At 65.9% G+C, this 26888-nt stretch carries 26 protein-coding genes and 2 pseudogenes; 14 read left to right on the plus strand and 14 right to left on the minus strand.

The genetic code is table 11. The features are described 5' to 3' along the window. Positions 1-2 precede the first annotated feature (2 nt). The 5 genes and pseudogenes from P6281_RS08525 to P6281_RS08545 all read left to right on the plus strand — a co-directional run. The gene (locus P6281_RS08525) at positions 3-1145 is read left to right on the plus strand and encodes an acyl-CoA dehydrogenase family protein (RefSeq protein ID WP_324738737.1); all 1143 of its coding nucleotides are present in this window, start codon (positions 3-5) and stop codon (positions 1143-1145) included. Positions 1146-1155: 10 nt separating this feature from the next. After that, complete coding sequence (locus tag P6281_RS08530) at positions 1156-1797, plus strand: enoyl-CoA hydratase-related protein (protein ID WP_324738738.1); 642 nt, start codon at positions 1156-1158, stop codon at positions 1795-1797. A 46-nt stretch (positions 1798-1843) separates the two neighbouring features. Next, positions 1844-2641, plus strand: coding sequence for an alpha/beta fold hydrolase (locus P6281_RS08535; protein WP_324738740.1), 798 nt, complete (start codon positions 1844-1846; stop codon positions 2639-2641). A gap of 145 nt (positions 2642-2786) precedes the next feature. Beyond that, positions 2787-3017: pseudogene (locus P6281_RS08540) on the plus strand (CoA transferase); the annotation flags it as partial. Positions 3018-3026: 9 nt separating this feature from the next. Continuing rightward, positions 3027-3338 (plus strand): annotated as a pseudogene (locus P6281_RS08545) (CoA transferase); the annotation flags it as partial. A gap of 7 nt (positions 3339-3345) precedes the next feature. Here the strand turns inward: P6281_RS08545 and P6281_RS08550 are convergent. The 13 genes from P6281_RS08550 to P6281_RS08610 form a co-directional block, all read right to left on the minus strand. Then, on the minus strand, positions 3346-4059 hold the full coding sequence (locus P6281_RS08550; protein ID WP_244324468.1) for a thioesterase family protein: 714 nt from the start codon (positions 4057-4059) through the stop codon (positions 3346-3348). 131 nt (positions 4060-4190) lie between these two features. Continuing rightward, the gene (locus P6281_RS08555) at positions 4191-4955 is read right to left on the minus strand and encodes an alpha/beta fold hydrolase (RefSeq protein WP_324738744.1); all 765 of its coding nucleotides are present in this window, start codon (positions 4953-4955) and stop codon (positions 4191-4193) included. After that, the gene (locus tag P6281_RS08560) at positions 4952-5887 is read right to left on the minus strand and encodes an LLM class F420-dependent oxidoreductase (RefSeq protein ID WP_324738745.1); all 936 of its coding nucleotides are present in this window, start codon (positions 5885-5887) and stop codon (positions 4952-4954) included. Before P6281_RS08560 ends, P6281_RS08555 begins: the two co-directional genes overlap by 4 nt. Before the next feature lie 11 nt (positions 5888-5898). Continuing rightward, entirely contained in the window at positions 5899-7062 is a 1164-nt protein-coding gene (locus tag P6281_RS08565) for an acyl-CoA dehydrogenase family protein (RefSeq protein ID WP_324738747.1), read from the minus strand. Next, on the minus strand, positions 7062-7652 hold the full coding sequence (locus tag P6281_RS08570; RefSeq protein WP_324738748.1) for a flavin reductase family protein: 591 nt from the start codon (positions 7650-7652) through the stop codon (positions 7062-7064). The genes P6281_RS08565 and P6281_RS08570 overlap by 1 nt, the downstream gene beginning before the upstream one ends. 19 nt (positions 7653-7671) lie before the next feature. Further along, positions 7672-9162 carry an aldehyde dehydrogenase gene (locus P6281_RS08575; protein WP_324738749.1) on the minus strand — a complete coding sequence of 497 codons (1491 nt, stop codon included), beginning with the start codon at positions 9160-9162 and terminating at the stop codon, positions 7672-7674. Between the two features lie 6 nt (positions 9163-9168). Continuing rightward, positions 9169-9951 carry an enoyl-CoA hydratase/isomerase family protein gene (locus P6281_RS08580; RefSeq protein ID WP_163714830.1) on the minus strand — a complete coding sequence of 261 codons (783 nt, stop codon included), beginning with the start codon at positions 9949-9951 and terminating at the stop codon, positions 9169-9171. Continuing rightward, complete coding sequence (locus P6281_RS08585) at positions 9948-11555, minus strand: class I adenylate-forming enzyme family protein (RefSeq protein WP_324738751.1); 1608 nt, start codon at positions 11553-11555, stop codon at positions 9948-9950. The genes P6281_RS08580 and P6281_RS08585 overlap by 4 nt, the downstream gene beginning before the upstream one ends. Positions 11556-11569: 14 nt before the next feature. Next, a complete protein-coding gene (locus P6281_RS08590) occupies positions 11570-12085 on the minus strand; it encodes an aromatic-ring-hydroxylating dioxygenase subunit beta (protein WP_317727727.1) in 516 nt (171 codons plus the stop codon). Next, a complete protein-coding gene (locus P6281_RS08595) occupies positions 12082-13377 on the minus strand; it encodes an aromatic ring-hydroxylating oxygenase subunit alpha (protein ID WP_324738754.1) in 1296 nt (431 codons plus the stop codon). The genes P6281_RS08590 and P6281_RS08595 overlap by 4 nt, the downstream gene beginning before the upstream one ends. Beyond that, a complete protein-coding gene (locus P6281_RS08600) occupies positions 13374-13814 on the minus strand; it encodes a Zn-ribbon domain-containing OB-fold protein (RefSeq protein WP_324738755.1) in 441 nt (146 codons plus the stop codon). The genes P6281_RS08595 and P6281_RS08600 overlap by 4 nt, the downstream gene beginning before the upstream one ends. Then, complete coding sequence (locus P6281_RS08605; RefSeq protein ID WP_324738931.1) at positions 13811-14929, minus strand: thiolase family protein; 1119 nt, start codon at positions 14927-14929, stop codon at positions 13811-13813. The genes P6281_RS08600 and P6281_RS08605 overlap by 4 nt, the downstream gene beginning before the upstream one ends. Positions 14930-14958: 29 nt before the next feature. Then, positions 14959-15204 (minus strand): hypothetical protein, encoded by a 246-nt coding sequence (locus P6281_RS08610; RefSeq protein WP_163714841.1) that lies wholly within the window; start codon positions 15202-15204, stop codon positions 14959-14961. 195 nt (positions 15205-15399) lie between these two features. Here P6281_RS08610 and P6281_RS08615 point away from each other — a divergent pair, with 195 nt between their 5' ends. The 8 genes from P6281_RS08615 to P6281_RS08650 are packed head-to-tail and all read left to right on the plus strand — an operon-like array spanning position 15400 to position 23650. Next, on the plus strand, positions 15400-16332 hold the full coding sequence (locus P6281_RS08615; protein ID WP_324738756.1) for an alpha/beta fold hydrolase: 933 nt from the start codon (positions 15400-15402) through the stop codon (positions 16330-16332). Beyond that, a complete protein-coding gene (hpaH, locus tag P6281_RS08620; protein WP_163714847.1) occupies positions 16329-17150 on the plus strand; it encodes a 2-oxo-hept-4-ene-1,7-dioate hydratase in 822 nt (273 codons plus the stop codon). The genes P6281_RS08615 and hpaH overlap by 4 nt, the downstream gene beginning before the upstream one ends. Continuing rightward, a complete protein-coding gene (locus P6281_RS08625; protein WP_324738757.1) occupies positions 17147-17911 on the plus strand; it encodes an aldolase/citrate lyase family protein in 765 nt (254 codons plus the stop codon). The genes hpaH and P6281_RS08625 overlap by 4 nt, the downstream gene beginning before the upstream one ends. A gap of 45 nt (positions 17912-17956) precedes the next feature. Then, the gene (locus P6281_RS08630) at positions 17957-19129 is read left to right on the plus strand and encodes an acyl-CoA dehydrogenase family protein (protein ID WP_324738758.1); all 1173 of its coding nucleotides are present in this window, start codon (positions 17957-17959) and stop codon (positions 19127-19129) included. A gap of 6 nt (positions 19130-19135) precedes the next feature. Continuing rightward, positions 19136-20164, plus strand: coding sequence for an acyl-CoA dehydrogenase family protein (locus P6281_RS08635; RefSeq protein ID WP_324738759.1), 1029 nt, complete (start codon positions 19136-19138; stop codon positions 20162-20164). Continuing rightward, a complete protein-coding gene (locus tag P6281_RS08640) occupies positions 20161-21321 on the plus strand; it encodes an acetyl-CoA acetyltransferase (protein ID WP_163714852.1) in 1161 nt (386 codons plus the stop codon). Before P6281_RS08635 ends, P6281_RS08640 begins: the two co-directional genes overlap by 4 nt. After that, a complete protein-coding gene (locus P6281_RS08645) occupies positions 21322-22821 on the plus strand; it encodes a class I adenylate-forming enzyme family protein (RefSeq protein WP_324738761.1) in 1500 nt (499 codons plus the stop codon). Between the two features lie 13 nt (positions 22822-22834). Next, positions 22835-23650 (plus strand): mycofactocin-coupled SDR family oxidoreductase, encoded by an 816-nt coding sequence (locus P6281_RS08650; RefSeq protein WP_317727716.1) that lies wholly within the window; start codon positions 22835-22837, stop codon positions 23648-23650. A 9-nt stretch (positions 23651-23659) separates the two neighbouring features. Here P6281_RS08650 and P6281_RS08655 read toward each other — a convergent pair whose 3' ends face one another. After that, the gene (locus P6281_RS08655; protein ID WP_324738933.1) at positions 23660-24196 is read right to left on the minus strand and encodes a hotdog domain-containing protein; all 537 of its coding nucleotides are present in this window, start codon (positions 24194-24196) and stop codon (positions 23660-23662) included. 224 nt (positions 24197-24420) lie between these two features. Between P6281_RS08655 and P6281_RS08660 the strand changes: the two genes are divergently transcribed. Continuing rightward, positions 24421-26886 (plus strand): CaiB/BaiF CoA transferase family protein, encoded by a 2466-nt coding sequence (locus P6281_RS08660; protein WP_317727715.1) that lies wholly within the window; start codon positions 24421-24423, stop codon positions 26884-26886. Positions 26887-26888 lie beyond the last annotated feature (2 nt).

A 26888-nucleotide genomic window follows, 5' to 3' on the forward strand; every position in this document is an offset into this window, starting at 1 on the left:
ACATGAAAAGACTAGTTCTGGAGCCGGAGCACGAAGCATTCCGCGAGACGGTCCGGCAGTTCATCGAGCGTGAACTCGTGCCAAACGCCGAGCGTTGGGAAGCCGACCGCATCGTCGACCGCTCGGCGTTCGTCGCCGCCGGCAAATACGGGTTGATCGGGTTCAACATGCCCGAGCAGTACGGCGGCGGGGGAGTCGACGACTTCCGGTTCAACGCGGTCATCGACGAGGAGATCGCCCGATACGGAGGGCCGTCGCCGTCGTTGAGCCTGCAAAACGACGTTGTGGGCCCGTACTTCTCGTCGTTGGCCAACGATGAGCAGAAGGAGCGCTGGCTGCCGGGCATCATCAGCGGCGAACTGATCGTCGCCGTCGCGATGACCGAGCCTGGCGCGGGCAGCGACCTGGCCGGGATCCGCACCTCGGCCGTCCGCGACGGTGACGACTGGATCATCAACGGCGCCAAGACATTCATCTCGTCCGGCATCAACTGCGATCTGGTAGTGGTGGTATGCCGCACAGACCCCGAGGCCGGTCACAAGGGCTTCACATTGCTCGTGGTCGAGGCGGGCATGGAGGGCTTCAGTCGCGGCCGCAAGCTCGAAAAGATGGGGTTGCATTACCAGGACACCGCCGAGCTGGCCTTCGAGAACGTTCGGGTGCCATCGGCGAACCTCCTGGGCAAAGAGGGACGCGGCTTTTATCACCTGATGCACAACCTTCCGTCGGAACGGTTGTCCATCGCGATCTCAGCCATCGCCGGCGCACGCGAGACCTGGCGGCAGACCTTGCAGTACGCCAAGGACCGCAAGGCTTTCGGCCAGTCGATCGGCAGCTTCCAGCACAACCGATTCCTGTTAGCCGAGATGGAAACCGAGCTCGAGATCGGCGAGCAATACATCGACAGGTGCCTCCAGGCGGTAGTGGACGGGGAACTCACCGCAGTCGAGGCATCGAAGGCAAAATGGTGGTGCACCGAGACCGCCAAGAAGGTGATCGATGGCTGCGTACAGTTGCACGGCGGCTATGGCTATATGACGGAATACCGCGTCGCGCGCGACTATATGGACAATCGCATCATGACGATCTTCGGTGGCACCACCGAGATCATGAAGGACATCATCGGACGCGACCTCGGCCTATGATCCCGTTGCGATGAACGGCATCTCGGTCGAGCACGACGGCGCGGTGCTGCTCACCGGTGCCGGTCGAGCATTCTGTTCCGGCGGCGACCTGACCGGCGGTGACACTGCGGGCGCCGCTGATGCCGCCAACCGGGTGGTCCGGGCGATCACCTCGTTACCCAAGCCGGTGATCGCCGGTGTCCATGGAGCGGCCGTTGGCTTCGGGTGTGCGCTGGCGCTCGCCTGCGATCTGGTGGTGGCCGCGCCAGCGTCGTACTTTCAGTTGGCCTTTACCCGGGTCGGGCTGATGCCGGACGGGGGTGCGTCCGCGCTGCTGCCACTGCTGATTGGTCGAGCGCGCACCGCTCGCATGGCCATGGCCGCGGAAAAGATCTCCGCTGCAACCGCATTCGAATGGGGGATGATCTCGCACATCACTTCCGCGGACGAATACGAGTCGGTGCTGACCGACGTGCTGCGGTCGGTCTCCGGCGGTCCAACGTTGGCGTTCGGCTGGACGAAGCGTGCGCTGGCCGCAGCGACCCTGGCCGAGCTCGAGCCGGTGCAAGCTATCGAAGCCGAGGGGCAGTTGGCGTTGGTCGAGACCGCTGACTTCAGAGAAGGGGCACGCGCCTTCCGCGAGCGGCGCACCCCAAATTTTCGTGGCCACTGAACACAGGAGAGTCGACGTGACAACCCAGACAGTACGAGTAGACAACGTGGACATCGAATATACCGACAGCGGAACGGGCTCGACGATCCTTTTCGTCCACGGCGTCTATGTCACCGGCGCGGTGTGGAACGACGTCGTGGCTGAACTAGGGGAGGGCTTCCGCTGCATCGCGCCGACCTGGCCGCTGGGCGCCCACAGCACCCCCACCGGCGGCGCCGACCTGGGCGCTGAGGCGGCAGCGCGGCGCATCGTCCACTTCATGGAAGCCCTCGATCTGACCGACGTCACCGTGGTGGCCAACGACACCGGTGGTGGACTGGTGCTGGCATCGCTGGGCGATCCAGGTCTGGACACATCCCGCATCGCCCGTCTGGTACTCACCAATTGCGATAGCTACGAACACTTTCCGCCTGGCTCCTTCGCTCAGATCGTCAAGCTGTGCCGTCTCAGCTCCCGGGTGGGTGGAGGAATTGTCCGCCTGTTGGCCACTGGACCAGGGCAGAGCTTCTTCCTGAAGGCGGTGTCCAAGCACCCGCCCTCCCGCGAGCGGCAACGGGAGATCTTCGGTGCGTTCGCCACCAGTGGAGCGGCCCGTCGCGACGCAGTCATGGTGACCGCCTCACTGGATCCGGCGCTGACTCTGCGTGCCGCACCTGCGATCAAGGCGTTCGACAGACCAGTCACATTGACGTGGGGCACCGAGGATAAACTGTTCCCCCTCGACCATGCTCGCCGGCTACGCGACGCGTTTCCACATGCCGCGTTGATCGAGATCCCGGATTGCTCCGCCTTTGTCATGATCGATGCGCCCGGGAAACTCGCTGAGGCGATCCGCAACGGATGACCGGTTAAGCCCCCGAACGCGTAAGCGGCTGAACGCTTCTCCCGCATCGTCAGTGCGCCGACACGCCTGCTGGCCGAACCGGGCGCTGACGTGGTGCTCATCGAGTCGCCCGAGGGACTCGCCTCTCGACGCGCACACCCGCGACATGACGGTCTCGGACTGCCTTTTCTTACCGCACGCCAACAAACGGGGCGTCGTCCTTGACCTGACCACCAAAGAGGGTCGAGCGGAGCTGCTGTCACTCGTGGATCGCGCCGACACCGTCGTCGAATCCCTTTCCCCCGGAAGGCTGCCCGACCTGGGTGTCGGTCCCGCGGTCATGCGGCAGCGCCGCCCGGTACTGGTCGTGGTCTCCATCGCCGCCTTCGGGCACAGCGACCCCTACGCGATCGGATCGCGGACCTTCGACGAGTGCACGCGACTGCTGAGCATTCTCAAGGGCCAGTGGTCTCCGGTGCAGGACGCCTGGGAGGTCGCCCACGACGAGTCGTTGATCGCCAACGGGCGTATTGCCGACGTCAGGGATGCCCAGGGCAATCATCAACGGCTGGTGGCGAACCCGGTGAAGTTCGACGAAGCTGCCGCCCACATGAAGCGCGCGCCGATGTTCGCCGAACACACCGACGAGGTGCTGCGGGAACTCGGCATGGACGACCACGACTCGATCGAACTGAAGCTCGAAGGTGCCATCACCTGAGCTCCGGTCAGCTCACCACCATTGACGGTGGTGGCGTGAATCCCGGGTTCGACAACGCCGTTGCCATCCCGCTGCCGATCGGCCCGGTTTCGTCAAACAGGGTCGCCACCCCAGTGGCGACCCCCGCATGGCTGTAGTGGGTCACCGACGCCAATCCGATGTAGACACCTTCCGGCAGGCGACTGAGCGTGATCGTGTAGTCGGCGTTGATGAACTGCAATCCCTCAGTACCCCAATTGGTTAGCGAACTGGTGACGTCTCCGGCCATGACGGCGCGAGTGAAAGGCGATAATGGCTCGTCATCGACGAGAAACTTGGTCTCCCGCATCCACGCGAATTTCTGGCCGTGGTGTCGCCACTCTTTGATGCCGACACCCGGACTTCCCGCGACCGGGTCCCGGCCGAACGAGTGAAACACCATCGGGACATCGTCATTCAGCACGTCGGGCTCCGCCGGCACTGCGGGCATCGTGACGGGTGACGTCCACACGGTGTCCACGGCGTGCTCACTGCGGCGGAGGAACAATGCGCTGGCCCGCGCCACGATCACGTCGTTCTGAGTCATGACCGCGTCGACCAGTCGAAGTCGGCGGCCGTCACGCGCAACCGAGGAATGCATCTGCAGTGGTTGCAGCGCCACCGGCCTGAGCAGGTCGACGGTCAGCCGGGCGGGCTGAAGGTCGACATCGTCGACTTCTTGCTCGACCGCTCGCCCCAACAACCCACCGATGTAATTGCCGCTGAGCGACGGACCCCATGGCCCTCTCGCCAAAGGAGTAGGCACATAGTATTTTCCGTCGGTGACGAAGAAGCACGTCGGCGCAGGGCGGGCGGCCTTCGGCGATGAATCCGTCACCTGATCCCTACCCCCCGTAACCGGCATCGCTCGATCAGTATCTGTGCCAATCGTTCTGGATGGCTGAACATCACCTCGTGGCAGGCATCAACCGGGATGACGGTTTCCACGCCGCCGAGCGCGGCGATGCTCGCGTGCTGCGACGCCACCGAAAGGGCGCGGTCTCGGGTGGTCAATATCCAGGTGCGCGGCACATCGGCGGGCAGTCCGCTGCGATCCACCGGCTCCCCGGGCACCCGCGCGGATTCAGCATGCAACTTCGACATCGTCAGTCGGCGCTGCGCGGCGGTCATGCCGTTGCAGAACGCCCACCGCGCCGCCGGTGCCGGAATCTTCATGGGTCTGCCGATTCGGGCGGCGCGCCGCGCGAAGACCGCCAGCGGGCCACCGAGCGTGTCCGCGATGGCCGAACCCTGAGGCGGTACGAATGCCGTCGCGAGAACCATCTCACGGACGCGCGATGAACCGAGCTTGGCGACGACGCCGGGGACGGTCACACCCGCCATCGAGTGGCCCACGATCACGATGTCACCGAGACCCGCTTCCTCGATGTCCGCGACGACAGAGTCCACCCAATCGGCGATCGTGACGGTCGCGAGGTCGCCTGGCTTGTTGCCGTGTCCGGGCAGATCCACTGCGAGAGTGCGCAATTCGGGTTCCTGGCGGCGCAATTCGGCGACGACGAGATCCCAGCAGTCACCGGCGTGCTCGCCGCCGTGCACGAGCACGAGGTCGGGCAGGGACTTGGCGGCGCCGTTCATCGGGGGTTGATCAACTGGGAGCTCAGCATGTCGATGTCGGTCCGGAAGTCGGTGTAGCTCCTGCTGGCCGGCTCGATGGTGATCCACGTGACACCCGCCTCGGCGTAGGCGTCCAGCCGCGGCTGCACCGCGGCGCAGAATCCCGTGCAGTTGCCGCTGGCGAGCAGGTGCGCTTCGAACGGAACGAAGGCGACGTCAGCAGCGCCGCGGCCCGCTTCCGCCCGCTGCTTGTTCACCCTCGCGATCCAGTCACCAAGCGTGTCGATGTCCTCGAGTGGGCGGGCGCGGGTGATCGCGGCCATCTCGCCCGACGCGGCCATCGGCATCCAGCCGTCGGCGACCTCGACGACACGGCGTTGCGCGGCGGCGCCGTTGCCGCCGATCCAGATAGGGGGACCACCCGTCGTCAGCGGCGGCGGCAGCGCGACGTGACCGCTCACCCCGAACTCCGGCCCGTCATGATCGACGCCCGCCCACGTCGCCTTCCACGCCGCGATCGATTCGTCGAGCAGTGCGCCTCGCCGATCGAAATCGGCTCCTAGCGCTTCGAATTCGGCCTTGAGATACCCGGCTCCCGTGCCTAATGTGAACCGACCACCCGAGAGCAGATCGAAGCTCGCGGCCGCTTTGGCCGTCAGATACGGGTTGCGATAACCCGACACCAGAATGTAGGTCATCAATCGGATGCCTGTGGTGGCGGCCGCGGCGAAGCTCAGCGACACGAACGGATCGAAAGCGTGGTGGCCGCCGCGGGCCAGCCACTCCCGATCCGGATAGGGGTGTTCGGACATGGAAAAGCCATCGAAGCCGGCATCTTCCACCAGTCGGGCGATCTCACCGATGTCTACGCCCTCGCACCACCGGTTCCAGTGCTTGACGGCCCGCATCGGAAACATCAGGTTGTATTGCACTTCGGTCCCTTTCAGCTCCATTGTCGCCGCGGCTATCGCACCAGCGATCGCGCAATGATCTCGCGCTGGACTTCCGTCGCACCTTCGCCCAGACGCTTGACGCGCAGGTCGCGAAACCATCGCTCCAGCGGCAGTTCGGTAGAGATTCCCAGCGCGCCGTGAATCTGGATGCACCGGTCCAGAACTCGGTAGGCTGCTTCGGTTCCGAACATCTTGGCCACCGACGCATCCACCCGGACGTCGCGTCCGAGGTCGGCGTTCGATGCGGCCTGGTACATCAGCAGCCGTGCGGCCCGCAGGTCTACCTCACTGTCCACCAGCATCCACTGGATGCCCTGCTTGTCAGCCAGCCTGCCGCCGAACACGTCTCGGTCCCTGGCCCATCGGCAGGCCATGTCCAGCGCGCTCTGCGCAATGCCGATCGGCCCGGCGGCGTACACGATGCGGCCGTGCACCAGGAACTCCCCGGCTAACGAAAAGCCCTGTCCCTCGTCGCCGATCAGTTGTTCGGCCGGGAGCCGAACGTTGTCGAAGTGCAGCTCGTAAGGGGCGAAGGACGCCATCACGGGGATCCGGCTGAACGTGACTCCTGGGGTGTCCTTTTCGAGAATGAAAGCCGAGATACCCTGGCGCCCCTCGCCGGTGCGGGCATACACCACCCCCCAATCGGCGTCGGGAGCATGTGAAATCCACATCTTCGAGCCGTTGAGCAGGTAGCTGCTGCCGTCACGCGTCGCCTTGAGCTTGATCGCCCGCGCCGGATCCGACCCACCGGAACCCTCGGTGATCGCGGTGTACGCCTTGGACATGATCCCATCGATGACAGGTCGGGCGTACTTTTCGAACTGTTCGGGTGTCGCCTTGAACATAATGTTGGGGGGGTTGCCGCCGAAGGCTCCGAGGGCCGGAAAGAAGGCCCCCATCCGGCATTTCGCTGCCTCCTCGGCGACCACCACTTGGCCGAGGACACTGAGCCCGGCGCCGCCGTACTCCTCGGGCGTCTGCAGTGACCACAGTCCGGCCTCCCTGGCTTTTGCCTGCAGCGCGACGAGCTGTTCGCGGGGTAGCCCGACTGTGTCGTGGTCCAGCTTCTCCTCGACGGGATGCACATGCGCATCCATGAACCGCCGCACCGTATCGCGCAGCATCACCAATTCTTCCGGCAGCTGCCATGCGCCAGAAGGCCCTTCGGACATCAGACCCGTGCCGCAGCAGCAGCCCGCAGGTCGCGTGCACTCTGCAGCTGCGGCTCGTGGTTGGCCTCGTACTGCTCGATCCATTCGTGCGGCAACTTGCCCCATGCCTCACCGATCCGCAGCCGCTGCTCGGAGCTGAACACCTCCGCGGCGACGACATCACCCACAAAGATGGTGTTCTCGTCGTTGTCCAGCGACCCCGTGATGCGGCATTCCACGTAGCTGTGTGCGTCAAGCAGGATCGGCGCACCCGTGACGCCCGGCTTGGTCCGCAGCTTGGAGATCTTGTCGCCGTCCCGGCCCGAGCTGCCGCCGAGGGTCATCAGGATCTCCATCGACTTCTCGATCTCGTGCGGGCCGGCCGACAGCATGTGCATCACGAAAATGCCGGAGTTCACCAGCATGTCGTGGGTCTTGTTGTACTTGGTCAGGCTGACGGTCGCGCGTGGCAGCTCCGGCACGATGCTGGCCGAGCCGGCCGACAGCGACATCAGTCCGTTAGCGACTCCGTCGTCAATCGTGGTGACTGCCACCGGAAACGGCCGCAGTCCGGCCAGCACCTTGTCGGCGGCCGCGAGATTCAGCGTCATGTCTTTCCCTTTTGTCGATTCAGCCGAGCGTGAACGGGTCGCGAGTCTCTCCGGACAGCTCCACCCAGACCGCTTTGGTCTCGGTGAAGTCCTTCACGGCGTCGATGCCGTTCTCCCGTCCGATGCCGCTGTAGCCGATGCCACCGAACGGAACATGAGGCGCGACGACTCGATAAGCGTTGACCCACACCGTGCCGGCCCGCAGCTTGGCGGCCACCCGGTGCGCCCGGTGGACGTCCTTGGTCCACACCGCCGCGGCCAGTCCGAACTCGGTGCCGTTGGCCGCGGCGACGGCTTCGTCTTCGTCTTCGAAGGTCATCACCGCCAGCACGGGTCCGAAGATCTCCTCGGCGACGGCCCGCATCGACGGGTCGACGCCGGTCAGCACCGTTGGCTTGACGAAGAAGCCGCCGAGGTCGCTGGCGGGCTCCCCGCCGTAGGCGACGGTCGCACCCTGATCGCGGGCAGAAGCGAAGTGCGACAGCACCTTCTCGTACTGCAGCTGGTTTGATACCGGGCCCATCTCGGTCGACGGGTCCTTCGGGTCGCCCAGTCTGATGGTCGCCGCCCGCGCGACGATCTTGTCCACCAGTGCGTCGGCGACGCTGTGGTCCACGAGAAGGCGCGAGCCCGCCAGACATGTCTGGCCGGTGGCGGCGAACACGCCGGCGATCACGCCGTTGGCCGCCGCGTCGAGGTCGGCATCGGCGAACACAACCTGCGCCGACTTGCCGCCGAGTTCGAGTGAGAACCGGGTCATGTTCTCGATCGCGGCCTTGCCGACGTGAATGCCGGTGGCCGTCGATCCGGTAAACGCGACCTTGTCGACGCCTGGGTGCGACGCCAGCGCGGCGCCCGTCTCCGGACCCCAGCCGGTGACGACGTTGATCACGCCCGGCGGGAAACCGGCTTCGGCGAACAGCTTTGCGAACGCCAATGTCGACGTCGGGGTGTGATCGCTTGGCTTGACGACGAACGTGCAACCCGCGGCCAGCCCGGCGGCCAACTTCCAGGTCAACAGCAGCAGCGGTGAGTTCCAGGGCGTGATCGCGCCGACCACGCCGACGGGCTCATGGCGGGTGTAGACGAAGTAGTTGGGCTTGTCCACCGGTATGACGTCGCCCTGCAGCTTGTCTGCCAGCCCGCCATAGTAGAAGTAGTAATCCGGCAGCGACCGCATCTGGCCGACCATTTCGCGAACCAGCTTGCCACCGTCACGCACCTCGAGTTCGGCCAGCTGCTCGGCCTCGCGGGCGATGATCTCACCGAGTCGGTGCAGCAGCTTGCCGCGGGCGGTCGCAGTGAGCGCACCCCACGGTCCATTCAGCGCGGCACGGGCGGCGGCGACGGCGCGATCCACATCGGCCGCCCCGCCGTCGGGCACGCGTGCCCACGGCATACCGGTGAAGGGATCGACACTGTCGTAGGTCAATCCCGACTCGGCGGGCGATGATTCGCCCCCGATCAAGAGCTCGAAGTGGACCAACGTCTCCGTCGCGGTGTCAGTCATGCGTCCTCATCGAATGCGCGGTTTCTTCTTGTTGTTCAACGAGTCCGGGGTGGCCCCGGCGTTGCCAAGGTCGGTAAAGAACTTGCCGTGCCGGGCGGCGACACTGGGGGTCAGATCGCGGGCCTCCCACATCGCGCGAACGGTGCCCTGCACGCCATTGGGTCTGCGCGCGGCGATTTCGGAGGCCAGTTCGAAGGCGCGGACGCGTAGTTGATCGTCCGGTACCACCTCGGTCACGAGCCCAATCCGCAGAGCGGTCTGCGCCGACATCCGCTCCTCGCTGCCGAGCAGTGCCCAGCGCATCACCTCGCCGTACGGCACGCCGAGGGCCAGCATGCCCATCGGCTCCAGCGCCGAGACGATGCCCGCGTTGGCATGTGGGTCGAAGAACGTAGCCGTCTCGCTGCAGATCGAGAAGTCGCACTCGTTGACGAAGTACATGGCGCCGCCGGCCACGATCCCATGCAGTGCCGCGATGACCGGCTTCCACACCCTGTGTGCCTTCGGCCCCAGTAGTTCGCCCGGATCCTCCTGGTTGAAGATCGGTCGGTGCTTCCACCAAGTGCCTTCGGTCACGTCGATGCCGGTGCAGAAGGCACGTTCGCCGTTGGCGCACAGCACTGCGACCCGGATGTCCTCGTCGTCGCGGATTCGGGCCCAGACTGTTCCGAGTTCGGCGGCCATCTGTTCGGTGAAGCTGTTCAGTTTCTCGGGCCGGTTGAGCGCAACGGTGGCGACGTGGTCGGTGACCTGGAATTCAATAGTGGCAAGGTCGGTCTGCTCGATCATCGTCGCTCCTCGGTCGATCCGGTCGATACCGGCATCTTCCCACCCGACCCGACCGCATGGTTCACCTGGTTAGCGATCTCGCGTTTGAGTACCTTGCCCGCGGGGCCCAACGGGAACTCACGCCAGAACACGAATCGGCGCGGCTGCTTGTAGCCGGCCAATTCGGCGCGGCACAGCGCAGCCAGTTCCGCAGTCAGTGCGTCCTGATCGCCGACGTGGGATTTCGGAATCACGGCGGCGACCGGCGTCTCACCCCACTCAGGGTCAGGCACCCCGACCACCGCAACCATGTCGACATCGGAGTGCTGCGCGATCACCCGCTCGATCTCCGCCGGGTAGACATTGAAGCCGCCGGAGATGATCAGATCGGTCTTGCGACCGGTGATGTGCAGGTAGCCCTCCTCGTCGAGATAGCCCAAGTCACCGCTGCGTAACCCGTCGGGCCGGAACGTCTCCGCCGTCTGTTCGGGTCGGTTCCAGTAGCCGATCGCGTTGGCGGGGCTGGTGATCACAATTTCGCCGACGTCGCCGGGTGGGGCGTCGTTGCCGTCGACGTCGATGACGCGGATCACGCACATCGGGGTTTCCTGCCCGCATGAAGTCGCAATTGAGGTTTTACCGGCGACGATATCGCGGTGATCCTGCGGTGTGAGAATCGTTGCCTGTCCGCCGCATTCGGTGAGCCCGTAGCGCTGTTGCAGGTCGCAGCCGAGCAGGTCCATCGCCTTACGTGCCAGGCCCGGCGGCACTGGGGCCGAACCATAGGAGATGCGCCGTAGGCTCGACATGTCCCGCGGTGGGCCATCTTCGAGGATCGCCAGCGTCCGGTGCAGCATCGTCGGGATGAACGTCGTGAACGTGATCGCACTGCGTTCGATCTCGTCGATCACCGCCTGCGGGTCGAATCTCTGATGGATCACCATGGTCTGACCGAGATAGAGCCAAGACACCGTGCGGACCATGCCGCCTGCAGTGAAGAACGGTGTCGTCGCGAGCATGACGTCGGAGCGGTTGGCCTCGGTAACCAGGTTCGTGTCGGCCGCCTGGTAGAGCAGGGCGCGATGAGTGTGCATCACACCTTTGGCGCGACCGGTGGTACCGCTGGTGTACAAGATGAACGCCACGTCGTCCGGCGTGATGTCGCGGCGCTCGGCGCCGGGCTGCGCTTGTGCCAGCGCCGTCTCGTAGTCGGTGACCAACTCGCTCGTGCCGAGCATTGAGTGCGCGCCCACGCCCAGTATCAGTGCCAGCTCGGTTAATTCGCCCAGGAACTTGTCCAAGTGGTCGGCGTGGATGATCACCGCTCGTGCGCCGGAGTCGTCGCGGACGTGGGCGACTTCGTCGGGAGCCAGCCTGATGTTTACCGGCACCGTGATCAGCCCGGCTTTGGCCAGGCCGAACGAGATCTCAGGCCATTCGATGCAGTTGCGGGCGATCACCATCACCCGGTCGCCCGGTACCAGCCCCCGTCCGATCAGGAAGGCGGCGAGCCGCCGAGCTCTGTCGTCGACCTGCGACCAGGTAAGCGCCCGGTCGGCATCGACCAGCGCACGCTTGTCGGGGTAGCGGCGGGAGTTGTTGGTTGCGATGTCACCGATGAGCATCAGATGAAGTCCGTTCAAATTAGGAAAGCGAGTGTCTCGACAGGGCCGCTTGCGTCGATCAGGTGCACGATCTTGCGAATTAGCCGGGGGCCGTCCGGTGACAAGCGAATCGTGTGGATAACCCGGCCGGCCCAGAACCGTTGACGTAGACGGTATTCGAATAGAGCGAAGTTGGATTCCACCGTGACGGAGTCGGCGCCCGTTTCCACCACCTCGCTGTTGGAGACCACGCGCCGCATCACCGACGGCGGTGTCTGGGAGTGCCGGTTGCCGGTGTTGAGCTGAGCCACCCGGCTTTTGATCCGTCGCCGATTGTCGTTGATATAGGCCAGCGTGGTGCGCGGGTCATCGTCGGGGTGCATTGGGACGCGGTACTCGACCGTGTCGTCGTCATCGGCCCACAGTGCTTCCCACTCCGAGTAGCGGCCCTCGTCGGCCAGCCGCGCTTCCAGATAGAGAAACGACAGGATCTCGGGGGCGGGCAGCGCGCGTAGAGCGGGACGTGACTGGGCTTCGGAGTTGACGGTCATGCTTCGCTTCTCCCACCGACGACTGAGGCCCAGTGTGAGTAGAAACCGCGCTGGGGAGTCTCGGCGCTCTTGTCGCGGTTGATGATTCCGGTCGTGTCGTCGACATCGCTTTCTATGCCGCGGGCCAGCATCAGCCACTCCGGCAGCTCGGCAGCGAGCCCGGCCTGGTTGCGCATCCCGATCTCTCCGTCGTCGGCGATCAAGAACCCCGCAGGACCCATCGCCCCCTCGGAACGGCGCAGCGTGCGCTCGTTCAACGCATCCTGGCCGGGTATCAGGACCGCGGTGGTGTAGGCGATGGTCCGGTCGGGCGCCTGCGGTTCGACGAACATGACGTTCATCTCGGCGAGGAAGAGGTTGGGCCATATCAACGTGTGTGGTGGACCCACCACCAGTGCGTCGTGCGCCTGCTCGGGGCCGTACGCACCCTCCAGCGCGCTGACGTAGTCGGCGAGCTTGGCTCGCGGGATCCGGCCGTACCAGACGAATTCCTCGTCGAGTTTCCGGTATTCGTCGCTGTAGTCGATCTCGGAATGGCCGTTACCGAGGTCGCGGACCAGCACGTCGACCTTAGTCGGGACATGCGACACCTTGGCGGGCTTGATCGCGTCGTACACCGAGGCATGGGTGAACAGCGCGTGGTAACCGTCGACGTTGTTCTCCACCACCATCTTCCAGTTGGCGTGGTGCAAGTGCTTCATCCAGTTCGCCCGCAGGTCGATCTCGCGGGTGGGGGACAGGTTGAGCAGACGGTCGATGGCGCGTGTTGCCTTGCCAAGGTGCTCGGTTAACGAGATACCGTCTGGCGCCAATGATGCGAAGACGAATCCGCCGTAGCTGTCGACCCGAGGCGCCTGGGCAAGGCTCAGCTCCGAACGCACCTTGTTGAACTCCTCGCCGTAACCCTCACGCATCGGAACACCCTGCAGCGCACCGGTGTTGCCGAATGTCCAGCCGTGATACGGGCACCGGAACGAGTTGGCGTTGCCCTTCTCGGCGTTGCACAGCTTGTTGGCACGGTGAGTGCAGCGGTTGAGCATCACGCGAACCACGCCATCCTTACCGCGTGCGACGACGACCGGGTCGTGGCCGATCATTCGGGTGAGGTAGTCACCCGGCTCGCTGACCTCGCTCTCGTGGGCGACGTAGACCCATCCGGTCTTGAAGATAGTGTCCATTTCGCGTCGGAAGATCTCAGCGGACGTGTACACGGTCCCGTGCACGCGGTCGCTGCGTATGACGGTCCTGACGTCGAAGTCGTCGACGGCGGGAGCGGATTCAAGTGTCGTCACTGGTCCTCCAGGATGTCGATGGCCGGGATGGCGATGTCGCCGAGGTGGCGGAAACCGATGCGGACCGCCGTGCCGATGGGCGGTGCGGTGTCCGCGGGTTGCACGGTCGTCATCACAATCCGGTGCCCACTCGCCAGCTCGACGTCGACGATGGGGTAGGGCGCCACGCTGCGCACCAGGCCCGCCTCACGCCGGTGCATGAGCGTCGTGGCGTGTACGGTCCCGCGCGGATCAACTGTGCGCCAATCTTGTTCGGCGTTCCCGCATTGGTCGCAGACTTCTTGATCGAGCTCGAGTGGCAGGGCGCAAGCCGCGCAGAACGGCAATGCGAGCTCATTGCGTGCGGCCGCTCGGTACAGCGGCGCCAGCATGTCGTCATCTGCGGCGGGCGCCAGTGCGCTGTCCAGCAGCCAGTCCTCGACCGCGGTGGCGGTCATGCGGCACGCTCCAGCACCAACGCGGCATGGTGGTCCATTCGGCCGCCGATACCGCCGACCAGTGCCACCGTGGCCCCGGGAACCTGACGTTGCCCGCCGGTGCCACGCAGCTGAATCATCGCCTCCGCCAACGGCGTCATGCCCTGTAGGTAGAAACCGGACAGCTGACCACCGCCGGTGTTGATCGGCAGCGTGCCGCCCGGCCCGGTGTGGCCGTCACGCACGAACGCACCCGCCGGAACGTCACCGGTGAGACGGTATTCGTCGAGCAACACCAGGGTGACGATCGAGAACGGGTCGTACAGTTCGGCGACGTGCAGGTCTGATCGGGCCATGCCGGCTTGGTCGAGCGCGTCCTGCACCGCGCGGCCACCGCCACCGAACCACGACTCGCCTCCCGCGCGACGGCGGCGCACCGGATGTTCGCGCCCGGTGCCGCGAACCCGCAGTCGGGTGCCCCCGACCGAGGGCCGCCCGGTGAGCACTACGGCGACCGCCCCGTTCACCGGCCGAGCACAGTCGAGCAGTCGAAGTGGTTCGGCAACCATCGGGGAAGAGTCATAGCCGGCGTCGTCGAGCGGCTCGCGGTTGACCGCGTCGGGATTGCCGCACGCCCATGCCCTTGCCGTGGTGGCCACGGAGCGCAGCGCGTCGGTGCGGGTGCCGGTGACGTGCAGCCAGCGGTGGGTAAGCAGCGCATACGTCGGGACCGAGCCAAGCAGCCCCGAGGCCCGCTCCAGTCCGCGCACCCCAGCGTTGCCGCCACTGTGCGCGTAGGTCGAGCCCGCGCCGCGGCCGGCCACCAGGGGCGCGTCGGCGAACACGCACAGTATGGTTGCCGCCTCAGCGGTGACGATCGCGTGGCACGCGCGCTGGATCATGGCGATGGTCGTGGCGCCCTTGATCTCGACGTGCTCCAACAGGCGCAGATCCGAGAAGCCGGCCGCGGCGGCGAAGCCGACGCCCAGTCGTTCCGGCCGAACCCCCTGTGACGAGCCGACCAGGATCCCGTCGATGTCAGCCCGCTCGAGTCCGGCGTCGGCCAATGCGGCGGCGCTCGCCTTGACGGCCAGTTCGAGCGGCGTCGCGCCGGGACGCAGCGACATCGCGGTCATGCCCAGACCCACCAGGTCGGCGGCGGCGCTCACGGCCGCTCCGTTGAGCCGCGTTCGCCGCGGTAATTGCCCACCCTGATCCAATCCTCGCGGTCTTCGGCGGTGGCCATGGTGAAACTGGCCAACTCCAAGGGGCACAAGAAGACCTGCTCGCCGCCCTCCAGGTCCTCGACGAGCAGGCGGGGGCCGTTGCCGTTGACGTCGAGCGACAACCGCACGGCCGCGAACTCGTTGACCAGGTCGGCGAGGACGCGGCGTCCGGCCGGAGTGTTCACCTGCCCAGTATTACCGCATACAAGTGTCAGAATCAATGGAATGGAGCGGAATGACGCTAGGCGTATGACTTGCAGGCCGAGCGGCGGGAGCCATTCCCTACATGCGAACATAGAGCTTGTGCGACGATGAGGCGCATGCACGGCGACGCCAGCGCCAGATGACATGTATGTCAGATACGACGATTTGAGAAGGTGATGATGAGCCAAGCACCAGCACCAGCACCGGCCGACGCGGTCGATGTGAGTCGAGTCGACACCGAGAACTACCGCAGCATCTGGATGTACCTCAAGGAGCTCGAGTTCCGGCAGGGGTTCATTGACATCCCGGTCAACGGAGTCCTCGTCCCTACCCGCTATGCCGAGGCCGGCGGTCCGGACAAGCCGCACGCCATCCTGCTGCACGGCACCGGCGGGCACTGGGAGACGTTCGCGCCCAACCTCGCCGCACTGGCGCAGCACTTCCACTGCGTGGCGATCGACATGGTCGGCAACGGGTTCTCCGGAAAGCCGGACTACGACTATGAGATCGCGGTTTACGTCGAACACGTATTGGGGGTGATGGACCACTTCGGCATGGCGTCGGCTAACTTCATCGCCATGTCGCTGGGGGCGTTCGTGGCGTCCGCGGTCTGCGTCGGCCACGCCGATCGGGTGGAGAAAGTGATCCTGATGTCGCCGGCCGGACGGGAAGCCTCGGCGTCGAACATGGCGCGCATCCGCACGGAACGAACCAAGGCGGTCAACGAGCCGACGTGGGAATCGCTGCACGCCGTGTTCGCCCACCTGATCGCCGACGAAGCCAATCGGCTGCCCGATCTCATCGGCCTACGCCAGGCCGTGTATCGGCGCGAGGACACCCGCAACACCATCGACCGGCTGCTGATCCTGCAGGACGAGAAGGTGCGTCACCGCAACCTGATTCCCGACGACAACTGGCGCGGCATCGAGGCGCCGGTGATGATCGTGGCATCGGGCAAGGACCACGGCGTGTATCAGGACACGGCGCGCACCATCGCCGACCTGATCCCGAATTCGGAGTTGTTCGAGATGCCCTCGGTGCGGCACTGGCCGCATTTCGAGGATCCCGAGGCGTTCAACGCCGCGGCGATCGAGTTCCTTACGAGATGAGCAGACCCGCCGAGGACGAGCTGTCGGACATAGCCCGGCGGCTCTACGAGGCCGAGCAGACCCGCACGCCGATCCGGCAGTTGTCGTTGGACTATCCCGACATGACTATCGAGGACGCCTACGCGGTGCAGCGGGCATTCGTCGCGCTCAAGGTCGCCGACGGGCGAGAAGTCAAGGGTCGCAAGATCGGTCTGACCTCGAAGGTGATGCAGCGGGCGGTGTCAATCGACGAACCGGATTACGGCGCGCTGTTCGACGACATGTTCATCGAGGATGGCGGCCGCATACCGCTGGGCCGTTATATCCGTCCGCGCGTCGAGGTCGAGTTGGCGTTCGTAATGGGCGAGCAGCTATCCGGCCCAGGCGTCACGTTGTTCGACGTGCTGCGGGCCACCGAGTTCGTGACTCCCGCACTGGAGATCCTCGACGCCAGGGTGCAGATGTCGGACCCCGAAACCGGTCATCTGCGCACCATCGTGGACACCATCGCCGACAACGCCGCGGACGCCGGTCTGGTCCTGGGCGGGCGGGTGTTTCGCCCGTTGGACGTCGACTTGCGCTGGGTGGCGGCCCTACTGCTGCGCAACGGCACCATCGAGGAATCCGGGGTGGCCGCCGCGGTGCTCAACCATCCCGGCAATGGCGTGGCCTGGCTGGCCAATCGGCTTGCTCCGCACGGTGTTTGGCTGGAACGCGGCGAGGTCATCCTGTCCGGATCGTTCACCAAGCCGGTGTTCGCCGAACCGGGGGACACCTTTGTCGCCGACTATGGACCGCTGGGCACGGTGTCGGTGACGTTCGATTCGGAGGCATCGTGAAAAACGGGTGGACACAGCGCATCGGCGACGGCGACCCGCGCATCGGCATGTGGGTGGCCTCAGGCAGCGGTTACGTCACCGAAATCTGCGCGGGGTCCGGGATCGACTGGCTGCTGTTGGACCAGGAGCACGCGCCCAACGATGTGCGCACCACGCTCGAACAGCTGCAGGTGTTGGCCGGCTACCCGGACGTCGACGTGCTGGTGCGTCCGCCCTCGGCTGACCCGGTGTTCATCAAGCAATTGCTCGACATCGGGGCTCAGAACATCATCGTCCCGATGATCGATGGCCCCGGTGAGGCGGTCGCGGCGGTTTCCGCCACGCGTTATCCGCCCAACGGCATCCGCGGGGTCGGCAGCGCGTTGGCCCGAGCGTCTCGTTGGAACCGCATTTCTGACTATCTCGTCACCGCTGACACGGCCGTGTCGTTGACCGTCCAGGTGGAGAGTGTGGCCGGTCTGGCACAGCTCGCAGAGATCACCGACGTCGACGGAGTGGACGCCGTCTTCATCGGACCGGCCGACCTGGCAGCCTCGATGGGCAAGCTTGGGCAGCCGGAGCATCCAGACATCGTGAGCGCCATAGAAACCGCGCTGGCGACCATCGTGGAACACGGCAAGCGCGCCGGGGTTAATGCGTTCAGCGAGCCACTGGCGCGCCGCTACATGGCGGCCGGGGCGAGCTTCGTGCTCGTAGGAGCGGACGTGGCACTGCTGGCCCGTGGCACCGAGCAGCTGGCAGCGATGTATCGCCGCCAATGAACGACGCATTGTTTCTGACTGTCGTGTCACCTAGAATTCCGGATCATGGACCTCGACTTCACGCCTGACCAGCTCGAGTTCCGTGACCAGGTCCGCACATGGCTCGACGAGAACAAACCGGCTGAACCCCGCCCGCGCGACGACGCGGGGATCCGTGAATACGACCTTGCCTGGCAACGCACTCAGGCCGAGGGCGGCTGGGCCGGCATCGCTTGGCCCACCGAATACGGCGGCAAGGGGCTGACGCTGCTTCAGCAGTTGATCTGGTACGAGGAGTACGCCGCGCGGGGGTTCCCCGGCATCGATGCATGCTTCGTTGGTAACTCGCACGCCGGGCCAACCCTGATCACCAGGGCCACCGACGAACAGAAGTCTTTTCACTTGCCGAAAATACTTGGTGGTGAAGTGATTTGGTGTCAGGGCTTCTCCGAGCCCGACGCCGGATCGGACCTGGCGGCATTGCGCACCAAGGCGGTGGTGGACGGCGAGCACCTGGTGGTCTCGGGGCAGAAGCTGTGGACCAGCTTCGCCACCGTCGCCGATTATCAGGAGCTGCTGGTGCGCACCGACAACACCGGTAGCAAGCACAAGGGCATCACCTGGGTGATCTGTGACATGAACACGCCGGGCATCGACGTCCGCCCTATCGAGACCATCGAGGGCGGCTCGGAATTCTGCGAAGTGTTCTACGACGATGTGCGAATCCCGCTGAGCAACGTGGTCGGCGACGTCGGCGAAGGCTGGTCGGTTGCGATGGCCACCCTGTCCTTCGAGCGCGGCACCGCGTTCACCGCCAACCAGGTGCGGCTGGCGAAGATCATCGAGGACCTCATCGACTACGCCCGCGACCATGTCGGGCCGGACGGCCGCAGGCCCGCCATCGCCGACGACGACATCGCACGACGGCTGGCGCGGGCCCGCGCCTCGGTGGCGTCGCTGCGGGCGCTCACCTACACCAATATCTGCGAGGCCATGAAGACCGAGACGCCCGGCCCGCGGGGTTCGATCGTCAAGCTGATGTATGCCGAATTGGCCAAGGAGATCGGCAGATTGGCGATGGATGTTGTCGGTCCCGCCTCGATCCGGTATTCATCGCGCTGGGACGTCGACGGCTGGGTCGGTTACTACTACTACAGCTTCTCCCAAGCCATCGGCGGCGGAACGTCGGAGATTCAGCGCAACATCGTCGGCGAACGAGTGTTGGGGCTGCCGCGATGAGAGGAGATGACGGTGGACCTGCTGCCCGGACCTGAGCAACTCGAAATCATTACGGCAGCAGGAGAATTCCTCGCCGATCGGATGCCAGTGGACCGGATTCGCGCTAATCGTCACGCCGAAGCGCCGATTCCCGAGTCACTGTGGCGAGAATGCGCCGAGCTGGGCCTGCTCACACTCGGGCTCGACGAGGAGTCCGGTGGGTCGGGCCGGCGGTTGGACGACGAGGCTTTGCTGTTCGTCGAGCTCGGAAAGCGGCTCGCGCCGGGGCCGTTCCTGGCATGCACGTTGGGCGCCCGGGTGGCCGCCCGTTGCGGCGACGACGCGCTGGCGCAGCGGATCGGCTCCGGGGCGGCATCGGTGGCCCTCGCGGTATTGCGCGGCGACGGCGACGTGCGGCCGGTCAAAGGCACTTTCGATTTGTTCGACCCGGCGGGTGTCTCGCACGCCCTGCTGGTGGCCCGCAGCGGTGCCGCACTGGCCGGCATCGATTCCTTCGGACCGCTTAAATCCGTGACCGCCGCAGACCCGGGTACTCGAATATCCTCGGCCACGGTCGAATCCGCCGAACCCCTGCACTGGTTGCCCGCCGAGGACGAATGGATCTGGGGACGCGCCACGGTACTCGCGGCGGGCTACCTCACCGGACTGGCCGCGGCCGCGGCAGCGTCGGCGACCGAACACGCCAAGACTCGTGTGCAGTTCGGCAAGCCGATCGGGGTGCACCAGGCGATCAAGCACTCCTGCGTCAACATGGAGATCGCTGCCGAGGCCGCTCAGGCGCAAACGTTCTTCGCTGCGATCGCTGTCGGCAGTGGCCGCGCCGACGCCTTGATGCAGGTGCTGTCGGCCCTCACAGTGGCCGGGTCAGCGGCCGTCGAGAATGCCGCCGCGGGCATCCAAGTCTTCGGCGGGATGGGCTACACATTCGAGAACGACATGCACCTGTATCTGAAGCGCGCGCACGTGTTTCGGCACTTGTTCGGTGAGCCCACCGACGTGCTGGCCGAACTGCTGGCCCAGGACCGCGCCCAGTGAGCGGCGCCGCCAGGGCCGCAGCCATCGCGGGCGTCGCCCTGTCCGACGTCGGCCGGGTCGACGACAAGGGACCCTACGAGCTGATCGCCCAGGCCAGCCGACGCGCCCTGGCGGATGCCGGTCTGACCCCCGATGACGTCGACGGGTTGGCCTCCACCGGCCAGGGCACACTGCCCCCGGTCGATGTCGGCGAGTATCTCGGTCTGCGGCCCCGCTGGATCGACTCCACCGCGGTCGGGGGAGCGTCGTGGGAGGTGATGGCCGCCCACGCGGCTGATGCGATCGCCGCTGGGCACGCCGACGTGGTCCTGCTGACGTACGGCTCGACCGCCCGCTCGGATCTTCGAAAGGGATTGCGGGGGGCAAACATCAACTGGGGCGCACGCGGACCCCTACAGTGGGAAGCGCCCTACGGCCACACCCTGATCTCCAAGTACGCCATGGCCGCGCGGCGGCACATGTTCACTTATGGCACCACGATCGAGCAGCTGGCCGAGGTCGCCGTGTCCGCGCGGTTCAACGCAACCGACAATCCCGAGGCCTACTATCGCGAACCGATCACTATCGACGACGTGCTCGGCGGACCGATGATCGCTGACCCGTTCACCAAGCTGCACTGCTGCATTCGCAGCGACGGCGGGGCCGCGGCAGTGCTCGTCAGTGCGGAACGTGCGAAGGATCTACGTAGTAAGCCAGTGTGGGTGCTGGGTTCAGCGGAAACGACCTCGCACATGCTCACCTCCCAGTGGGACGACCTCACCGTTGGCCCGGCCGCGGTCAGCGGACCGCTGGCCTTCGCCCGCGCCGGGGTCTCGCCGTCCGACGTCGACGTCGCCGAAATCTACGACGCGTTTACCTACATGTTGCTGCTCACCATCGAAGACCTCGGCTTCTGCCCCAAGGGGGAGGGCGGTGCCTTCGTCGAGAAAGGCTCGCTGCGCCTGGGCGGCGCGCTTCCCACCAACACCGACGGTGGCGGGCTGTCGGCGTGCCACCCCGGTCAGCGGGGGTTGTTCCTGCTGGTCGAGGCTGCGCGACAGTTGCGCGGCGAATGCGGCCCCCGCCAAGTGCCCGATGCCAAGATCGCCTGTGTCAGCGGCACCGGCGGCTGGTTCTGCTCCAGCGGCACAATGATTCTCGGCGCCGAGGAGCCGTAGGTGGACCGCGCACCGCTGAGCTCCGACGTCGTGGATACCCGCGCGATGTTGGAGCTGGCGGCCGCCGTTCACGGCGATATCGAGGCCTACGTCGAGCCGGGGGCGCGAATCACGTTCGCGGAGTGGATCGCTCGGGCGCGTAGCGTCGCGACCCAGTTTGCCGACCTCGGCGTCGGCAAGGGCGATGTGGTCGTGCTGTGGCTGCCGTCGGGCATCGACTACGCGACATGCTATGCCGCGGCGGCCATGATCGGTGCGATCACCACCGGGCTGAACCCGCGACTGGGCCGCAGGGAGATCGAATCGATTCTGCAGCAGGCAGATCCGGCGTTGGTCGTCGCCGACGGACTGCTTGATGCGTTACCCGACACCGGGCATCGGCTGCTGTCGCGGGATGCGCTGTGCAGTGACACATCGCGCTCGGCGCCGCCTTCGGTGGAGTCGAATCGCCGGGACGTTGTTGCGTTGATCTTCACCAGTGGCACGACGGGGACGCCAAAAGGCGCAGCCTTCGACGCCGACCGGCTGGCCGCGGGCGCGGCCGCGTCAGGCGTGATGAGCGCGCCCTATGACCGGCGCCTCACGTCCACGCCGTTCGCCCACGCCGGCTACATGTTCAAGCTCTGGGATCAGTTGGTCTGGGGCAGCACGCTGGTGGTGCCCCCGGCACCGTGGTCGGCCCAGGGCATGTTCGACGTCCTTCGCGACGAGCGAGTCACCGTGGCGGGCGCGGTGCCGACCCAGTGGGCCAAGCTGCTCGACGTCGATGGGGTGACCTCGAAGGCATTGCCGCACTTGCGGATCGGAGTGGTGGCCACAGCGCCGGCGCCACCCGAACTGGTACGCAGGGTCGCCGAGGACATCGGGGTCCCGCTGGTCGTGCGGTACGCGATGACCGAGTGCCCGACCATCAGCGGCACCGAACCGGACGACGCCCCCGAGGTTCAATTCCGCACCGTGGGACGGCCTGCCGCGGGAATGGACGTGCGGATCGGATCGGACGGCGTACTTGAGGTGTGCGGCCCGTGTGTGATGCGCGGCTACTGGCGCAACCCGGAACTCACCGCCGAGGTGCTGCGCGACGGGTGGCTGCGCACCGGCGACGTCGGCGTGCTCGGCGACGACGGCAATATCACACTTGTCGGGCGCCGCGGTGACATGTACATCCGGGGTGGTTACAACGTGCATCCCGGCGAGGTGGAGCGGACGCTCACCGGACACCCGGGTGTGAAACAGGCTGCCGTGATTGGCCGTTCCGCACCGGTGATCGGGGAGCTCGGCGTCGCGTGCGTGGTACCCGCGGACGCCACCGCTCCGCCGACACTGGCTGAACTGCGCGCCCACGTGGCAAGTGAACTGGCCGACTACAAGGCCCCCGACGAGCTGCTCATTGTTGATGAGCTGCCCTTGACGGCGATGCTCAAGCCGGACCGGCTAACCCTGCGCGAATTGATCACCCAGCGTGACAGAGATATTCAGCGTCGACAACCGACACGATGAGAGGAATCTGGCTATGGGAAGACACGACGGACGGGTGGCGTTCATCACCGGCGCGGCGCGAGGGCAGGGCCGCGCTCATGCCGTTCGGCTCGCCGCCGAAGGCGCCGACATCGTGGCCGTGGACATCTGCCGCGACATCGACTCGATGGACTACCCCAACGCCACACCCGACGATCTCGATGAAACCATCAAGCTCGTCGAGAACCAAGGTCGGCGGATCATTGCCCACCAAGCCGACGTCCGCGACGCCGACGCCTTAAAACAGGCCGTCGACGAAGGCGTCCGCGAGTTCGGCCGCCTCGACATCGTCCTGGCCAACGCCGGCATCATCAGACTCGGCGGCGACGGAGACCGCAGCCAGATCTTCCGCGACATCGTCGACGTGAACCTCATCGGGGTCTGGAACACCGTCGAGGCCGCTATCCCCGCCCTCATCGACGGCGCCCGCGGCGGATCTATCGTGCTGACGAGTTCCAGTGCGGGATTGAAGGGCACCGGCACCGACCGGGCAGGCGGGCAGGCCTACACCGCCGCGAAGCGAGGATTGGTCGGGCTGATGCAGGTGTGGGCGAATGAGTTGGCGCAGTATTCGATTCGGGTCAATACCATCCACCCCACCGGCGTGGCGACCGGCATGGTGATGAACGAAACCATGGGCAAGCTGCTCGAGGCCAACGACACGGCAGTGGCCGCCATGCAGAACGCGCTGCCGATTCAGATCCTGATGCCCGAAGACATCGCCGGCGCAGTGGCGTGGCTGGTCTCCGACGAGGCGAAATTCATCACCGGGGTGGCGTGGCCGCTAGATGCCGGATTCGCGGTGCGCTGAGCGGACGGCTCAGGGCTGGTCGGGTCGCAGGACGATGAACAGTCCTTCTGCTTCGGCGCACAGAGTGTCACCGTGAGTGATCGTCGCCCGCAGAATCCGCTTACGTCCTTGCTCGCTGACGAACCAGGCGCGCACCGCGAGCTCCTCGCCGATCGGCGTGATCGATCGGTAGTCGGTGTGCAAGTAGGCGGTTCGCGACGGCGCCCGACCCCCGGAGTTGGCCAGCTGGCCCAACACCTCGTCGAAAAGCAGTGGAATCGCTCCACCATGCGCGGCGCCACCACCGCCGAGGAAATAGCGACCGAACGTGACCGTACCCTGGACGCTGTCCTGATCGCCCGAGATCGCAGCGAAGCTGGGCGCCATGGTTTGGCCGTGGCCGGGCAGGTCGAGGCGCCGCCCCCAGAGCTGCCGCCGTTCCGAGACCGCTACGTCGGCCAGCCGGTCGGTCCACGCTCGCAGGTCCTGCATCAACTCCACGGTCGTCGCGGAGTCCGGAACCGCGGCGGCGACAGCATCGAGGAAGTCCCGCAGCCCGGCGACCATTTCGCCGTACTCGACACCTCCGCCCGGATTGTGCAGGTTCGGCCCATGCCAGGCCCGAATCTGCGGGAAGCCGCCTCGTGGCGCAGGCTCGTTGGTCACCAGTCTGTCCGCGCCGTCATCGAACAAGAATAATGCATTGACATTAATCTCGGCCGCTGCGATGCTGGCGTGGCGCGCGTCACAAGCCCGTGTGAGTCCTTGAGCCATACCCGTAGGGAGAGAAAATGGCGGCAGTCGACCCAGCGTCCGACGGGCCGCTGGCCGGTCTCGTGGTGATTGACCTGTCGACCACCCTGCCCGGAGCGCAGGCGACGCAGTTCCTCGCCGATTGCGGCGCCGAGGTGATCATGGTCGAGCCGCCCGACGGTAGTCCACTGCGCGAGCTCGCCAGTTGGCCCGCCCTGCTGCGCGGCAAGCGCAGCGTGACATTGGACCTGCACGCCGACGCCGATCTGGAGCGCTTGCATGCTCTGTTGCGCCGCGCCGACGTCATGGTCAACACTATGCGGCCGACCACGGCCGAGCGCCTCGGTCTAAGTGCCGAGTCGCTGTCGCAGCGCTATCCCCGGTTGGTGGTCGCCAACGTCACCGGCTGGGGTTCGACCGGGCCGTTCCGCAATTACAAGGGCTGGGAGGCGCTGGTGATGGCCAAGACCGGCGTCATGCACGAGAAACGTGGGCTCGCGCTGCGACCGGGGCCGGCGTTCATCACCGCGGCCTACGCCTCCTGGGGTGCGGCCCACGCCGCCGTTCAGGGTGTGCTGGCGGCGCTCTTCGAGAGGGAGGCCAGCGGGCTCGGGCAGGTCGTCGAGACCAACATGGTGACCGGCATGGGATCGATGGATCCTTACAACTGGTTCTACGAGATGGTGCTGGAACGGTATCCGGGCGCCTTCGAACCGATGGACGCCGCCTACGACGACCAGGGCCGGCCCCAGGCCTACCTCATCTACGCACTCCTCGTGTGTCCGACGAAGGATGGTCGCTGGCTGCAGTTCGCTCAGGTGTCGCCGAAGTTGATCGGCGCCTGGCTCACGGAACTGGACCTGCTGGGGGAGCTCGCCGACCCGAAGTGGCAGGGCTTTCCGATGCTGCCGACCCCCGAACTGCGCACCGAGTGGTGGGACATGATGATCGAGCGGGTGGGGGCCCGCACGCTCGCCGAATGGCAGCGGGCCATGACCGAGAATCTCGACCTGAGCGGCGAACTGTTCCGAACTCCCGAGGAGTCGCTGGATCACCCGCAGACCACTCACGAAGGCCGCGCCGCCACCGTGATCGATCCCGATCTCGGGCCGGTACGGCAGCCGTCGACCCTCATTCACGCCGACGGCAAGCCGTTGACCCCGCTTCGGCCAGCCCCGCGAGTCGGCGAGCACAACGGCTCGGTCAACTTCGAGCAGGTCGGCCAAGTGCGCAGGGCCGCGCTACCCGCACGGAAAGGGGATCACGAGGCGCCACCGCTGAAGGGTGTGACGGTGCTGGAGTTCGGCAGCATGTTCGCCGGACCGTACGGCGCGACCCTGCTGGCAGACCTGGGCGCCCGCGTGATAAAGGTCGAGCCACTGGAGGGCGACAACATCCGCAACCTGGTTGCGTTCCCCGAGGCGGGCGGCGCAAAAGTGTTGCAGGGCAAGGAAAGTGTCGCGATCGACTTCACCAAGCCCGAGGGCCTCGGGCTGGTGTACGAACTGGCCAAGCGGTCCGACATCGTGCTGCAGTGCTTCCGGGGCAAGGCCGCAGAGCGGGCGAAGATCGACGAGGCCTCGCTTAAGGCGGTCAACCCGGAGCTGGCGTTCGTGACAACCTCGGGTTATGGCGTCGACGGACCGTTCGCACACCGTGCTGCCTATGCACCGTCGGTCGGTGCGGCGTCCGGCCTGGCACTGGTTGACAGCCACGACACGGGTGAACCACCCACTGACCTGGATGATCTGCACCGCAGAGCGGTCAAACTCCACGCGGGCGGGGCGGTGCCTGCCGTGCAGGCCGATGGGATCGCGGCGCACGGTGTCGGTTCGGCGCTAATGGTCGCGTTGTACGCCAAGCGGATGGGACGGCCGCTGTCCGACGTGGTCACCACGATGCTCGCCACCGCGCAGCAAGCGATGATCGCCTACAACGCGAGCTACGCGACGCGCCCGGCGACGAGGCCGGCCGACGACCAATTCTTCGGCATGAACGCGCTCTACCGGATGTACCGCGCGGCCGACGGCTACGTCTTCCTGGCCGCGCCGCTGCCCCACGAATGGCCCGCGTTGACGAAGGCGATGTCGCCCTATGTCGACCTTCACGCCGACGAGCGATTTGCCGACGCCGACTCCCGCGCCCAGCACGACGACGAGCTGATCGCCGCACTGACACCGGTTTTCGCGACGAAGACCAAGCTGGACTGGGAGCGCGAACTGTCCGCCCAGGATGTCGGCTGTGTTGAGGTGGTGGAGGCCAACTCCGAATTGGTGCTGCAGAGCGATCCGTACTACGAGGCAGGCTATGCCGTGGACGCCCACAGCCCGATTTTCGAGGAGCACCGTCGGCTCGCGCCGCTGTGCCGGTTCTCGCGCTCGCGGACACGGGCCGACGCGGGATGCACCATCGGCCAGCACACCGAGGCGGTGCTGCGCGAAATCGGACTGGACGAGGCGGCGATCGCCGACCTGAGAGCCAGAGAGATCGTCGGCGGCGGCTGAGC

The sequence above is a fragment of the Mycobacterium sp. 5-140-3-2 genome (genome assembly GCF_035666375.1).
GTDB lineage: Bacteria > Actinomycetota > Actinomycetes > Mycobacteriales > Mycobacteriaceae > Mycobacterium > Mycobacterium intracellulare.

What these genes read in the sequence shown, in the direction of transcription:
- P6281_RS08525 (WP_324738737.1), top strand. Translation starts at nt 3, where the DNA reads ATGAAAAGACTAGTTCTGGAGCCGGAGCACGAAGCATTCCGCGAGACG.
- P6281_RS08530 (WP_324738738.1), top strand. Translation starts at nt 1,156, where the DNA reads ATGAACGGCATCTCGGTCGAGCACGACGGCGCGGTGCTGCTCACCGGT.
- P6281_RS08555 (WP_324738744.1), bottom strand. Translation starts at nt 4,955, where the DNA reads ATGAACGGCGCCGCCAAGTCCCTGCCCGACCTCGTGCTCGTGCACGGC.
- P6281_RS08560 (WP_324738745.1), bottom strand. Translation starts at nt 5,887, where the DNA reads ATGGAGCTGAAAGGGACCGAAGTGCAATACAACCTGATGTTTCCGATG.
- P6281_RS08565 (WP_324738747.1), bottom strand. Translation starts at nt 7,062, where the DNA reads ATGTCCGAAGGGCCTTCTGGCGCATGGCAGCTGCCGGAAGAATTGGTG.
- P6281_RS08570 (WP_324738748.1), bottom strand. Translation starts at nt 7,652, where the DNA reads ATGACGCTGAATCTCGCGGCCGCCGACAAGGTGCTGGCCGGACTGCGG.
- P6281_RS08575 (WP_324738749.1), bottom strand. Translation starts at nt 9,162, where the DNA reads ATGACTGACACCGCGACGGAGACGTTGGTCCACTTCGAGCTCTTGATC.
- P6281_RS08580 (WP_163714830.1), bottom strand. Translation starts at nt 9,951, where the DNA reads ATGATCGAGCAGACCGACCTTGCCACTATTGAATTCCAGGTCACCGAC.
- P6281_RS08585 (WP_324738751.1), bottom strand. Translation starts at nt 11,555, where the DNA reads ATGCTCATCGGTGACATCGCAACCAACAACTCCCGCCGCTACCCCGAC.
- P6281_RS08590 (WP_317727727.1), bottom strand. Translation starts at nt 12,085, where the DNA reads ATGACCGTCAACTCCGAAGCCCAGTCACGTCCCGCTCTACGCGCGCTG.
- P6281_RS08600 (WP_324738755.1), bottom strand. Translation starts at nt 13,814, where the DNA reads ATGACCGCCACCGCGGTCGAGGACTGGCTGCTGGACAGCGCACTGGCG.
- P6281_RS08605 (WP_324738931.1), bottom strand. Translation starts at nt 14,929, where the DNA reads ATGACCGCGATGTCGCTGCGTCCCGGCGCGACGCCGCTCGAACTGGCC.
- P6281_RS08615 (WP_324738756.1), top strand. Translation starts at nt 15,400, where the DNA reads ATGATGAGCCAAGCACCAGCACCAGCACCGGCCGACGCGGTCGATGTG.
- hpaH (WP_163714847.1), top strand. Translation starts at nt 16,329, where the DNA reads ATGAGCAGACCCGCCGAGGACGAGCTGTCGGACATAGCCCGGCGGCTC.
- P6281_RS08630 (WP_324738758.1), top strand. Translation starts at nt 17,957, where the DNA reads ATGGACCTCGACTTCACGCCTGACCAGCTCGAGTTCCGTGACCAGGTC.
- P6281_RS08635 (WP_324738759.1), top strand. Translation starts at nt 19,136, where the DNA reads ATGACGGTGGACCTGCTGCCCGGACCTGAGCAACTCGAAATCATTACG.
- P6281_RS08650 (WP_317727716.1), top strand. Translation starts at nt 22,835, where the DNA reads ATGGGAAGACACGACGGACGGGTGGCGTTCATCACCGGCGCGGCGCGA.
- P6281_RS08655 (WP_324738933.1), bottom strand. Translation starts at nt 24,196, where the DNA reads ATGGTCGCCGGGCTGCGGGACTTCCTCGATGCTGTCGCCGCCGCGGTT.
- P6281_RS08660 (WP_317727715.1), top strand. Translation starts at nt 24,421, where the DNA reads ATGGCGGCAGTCGACCCAGCGTCCGACGGGCCGCTGGCCGGTCTCGTG.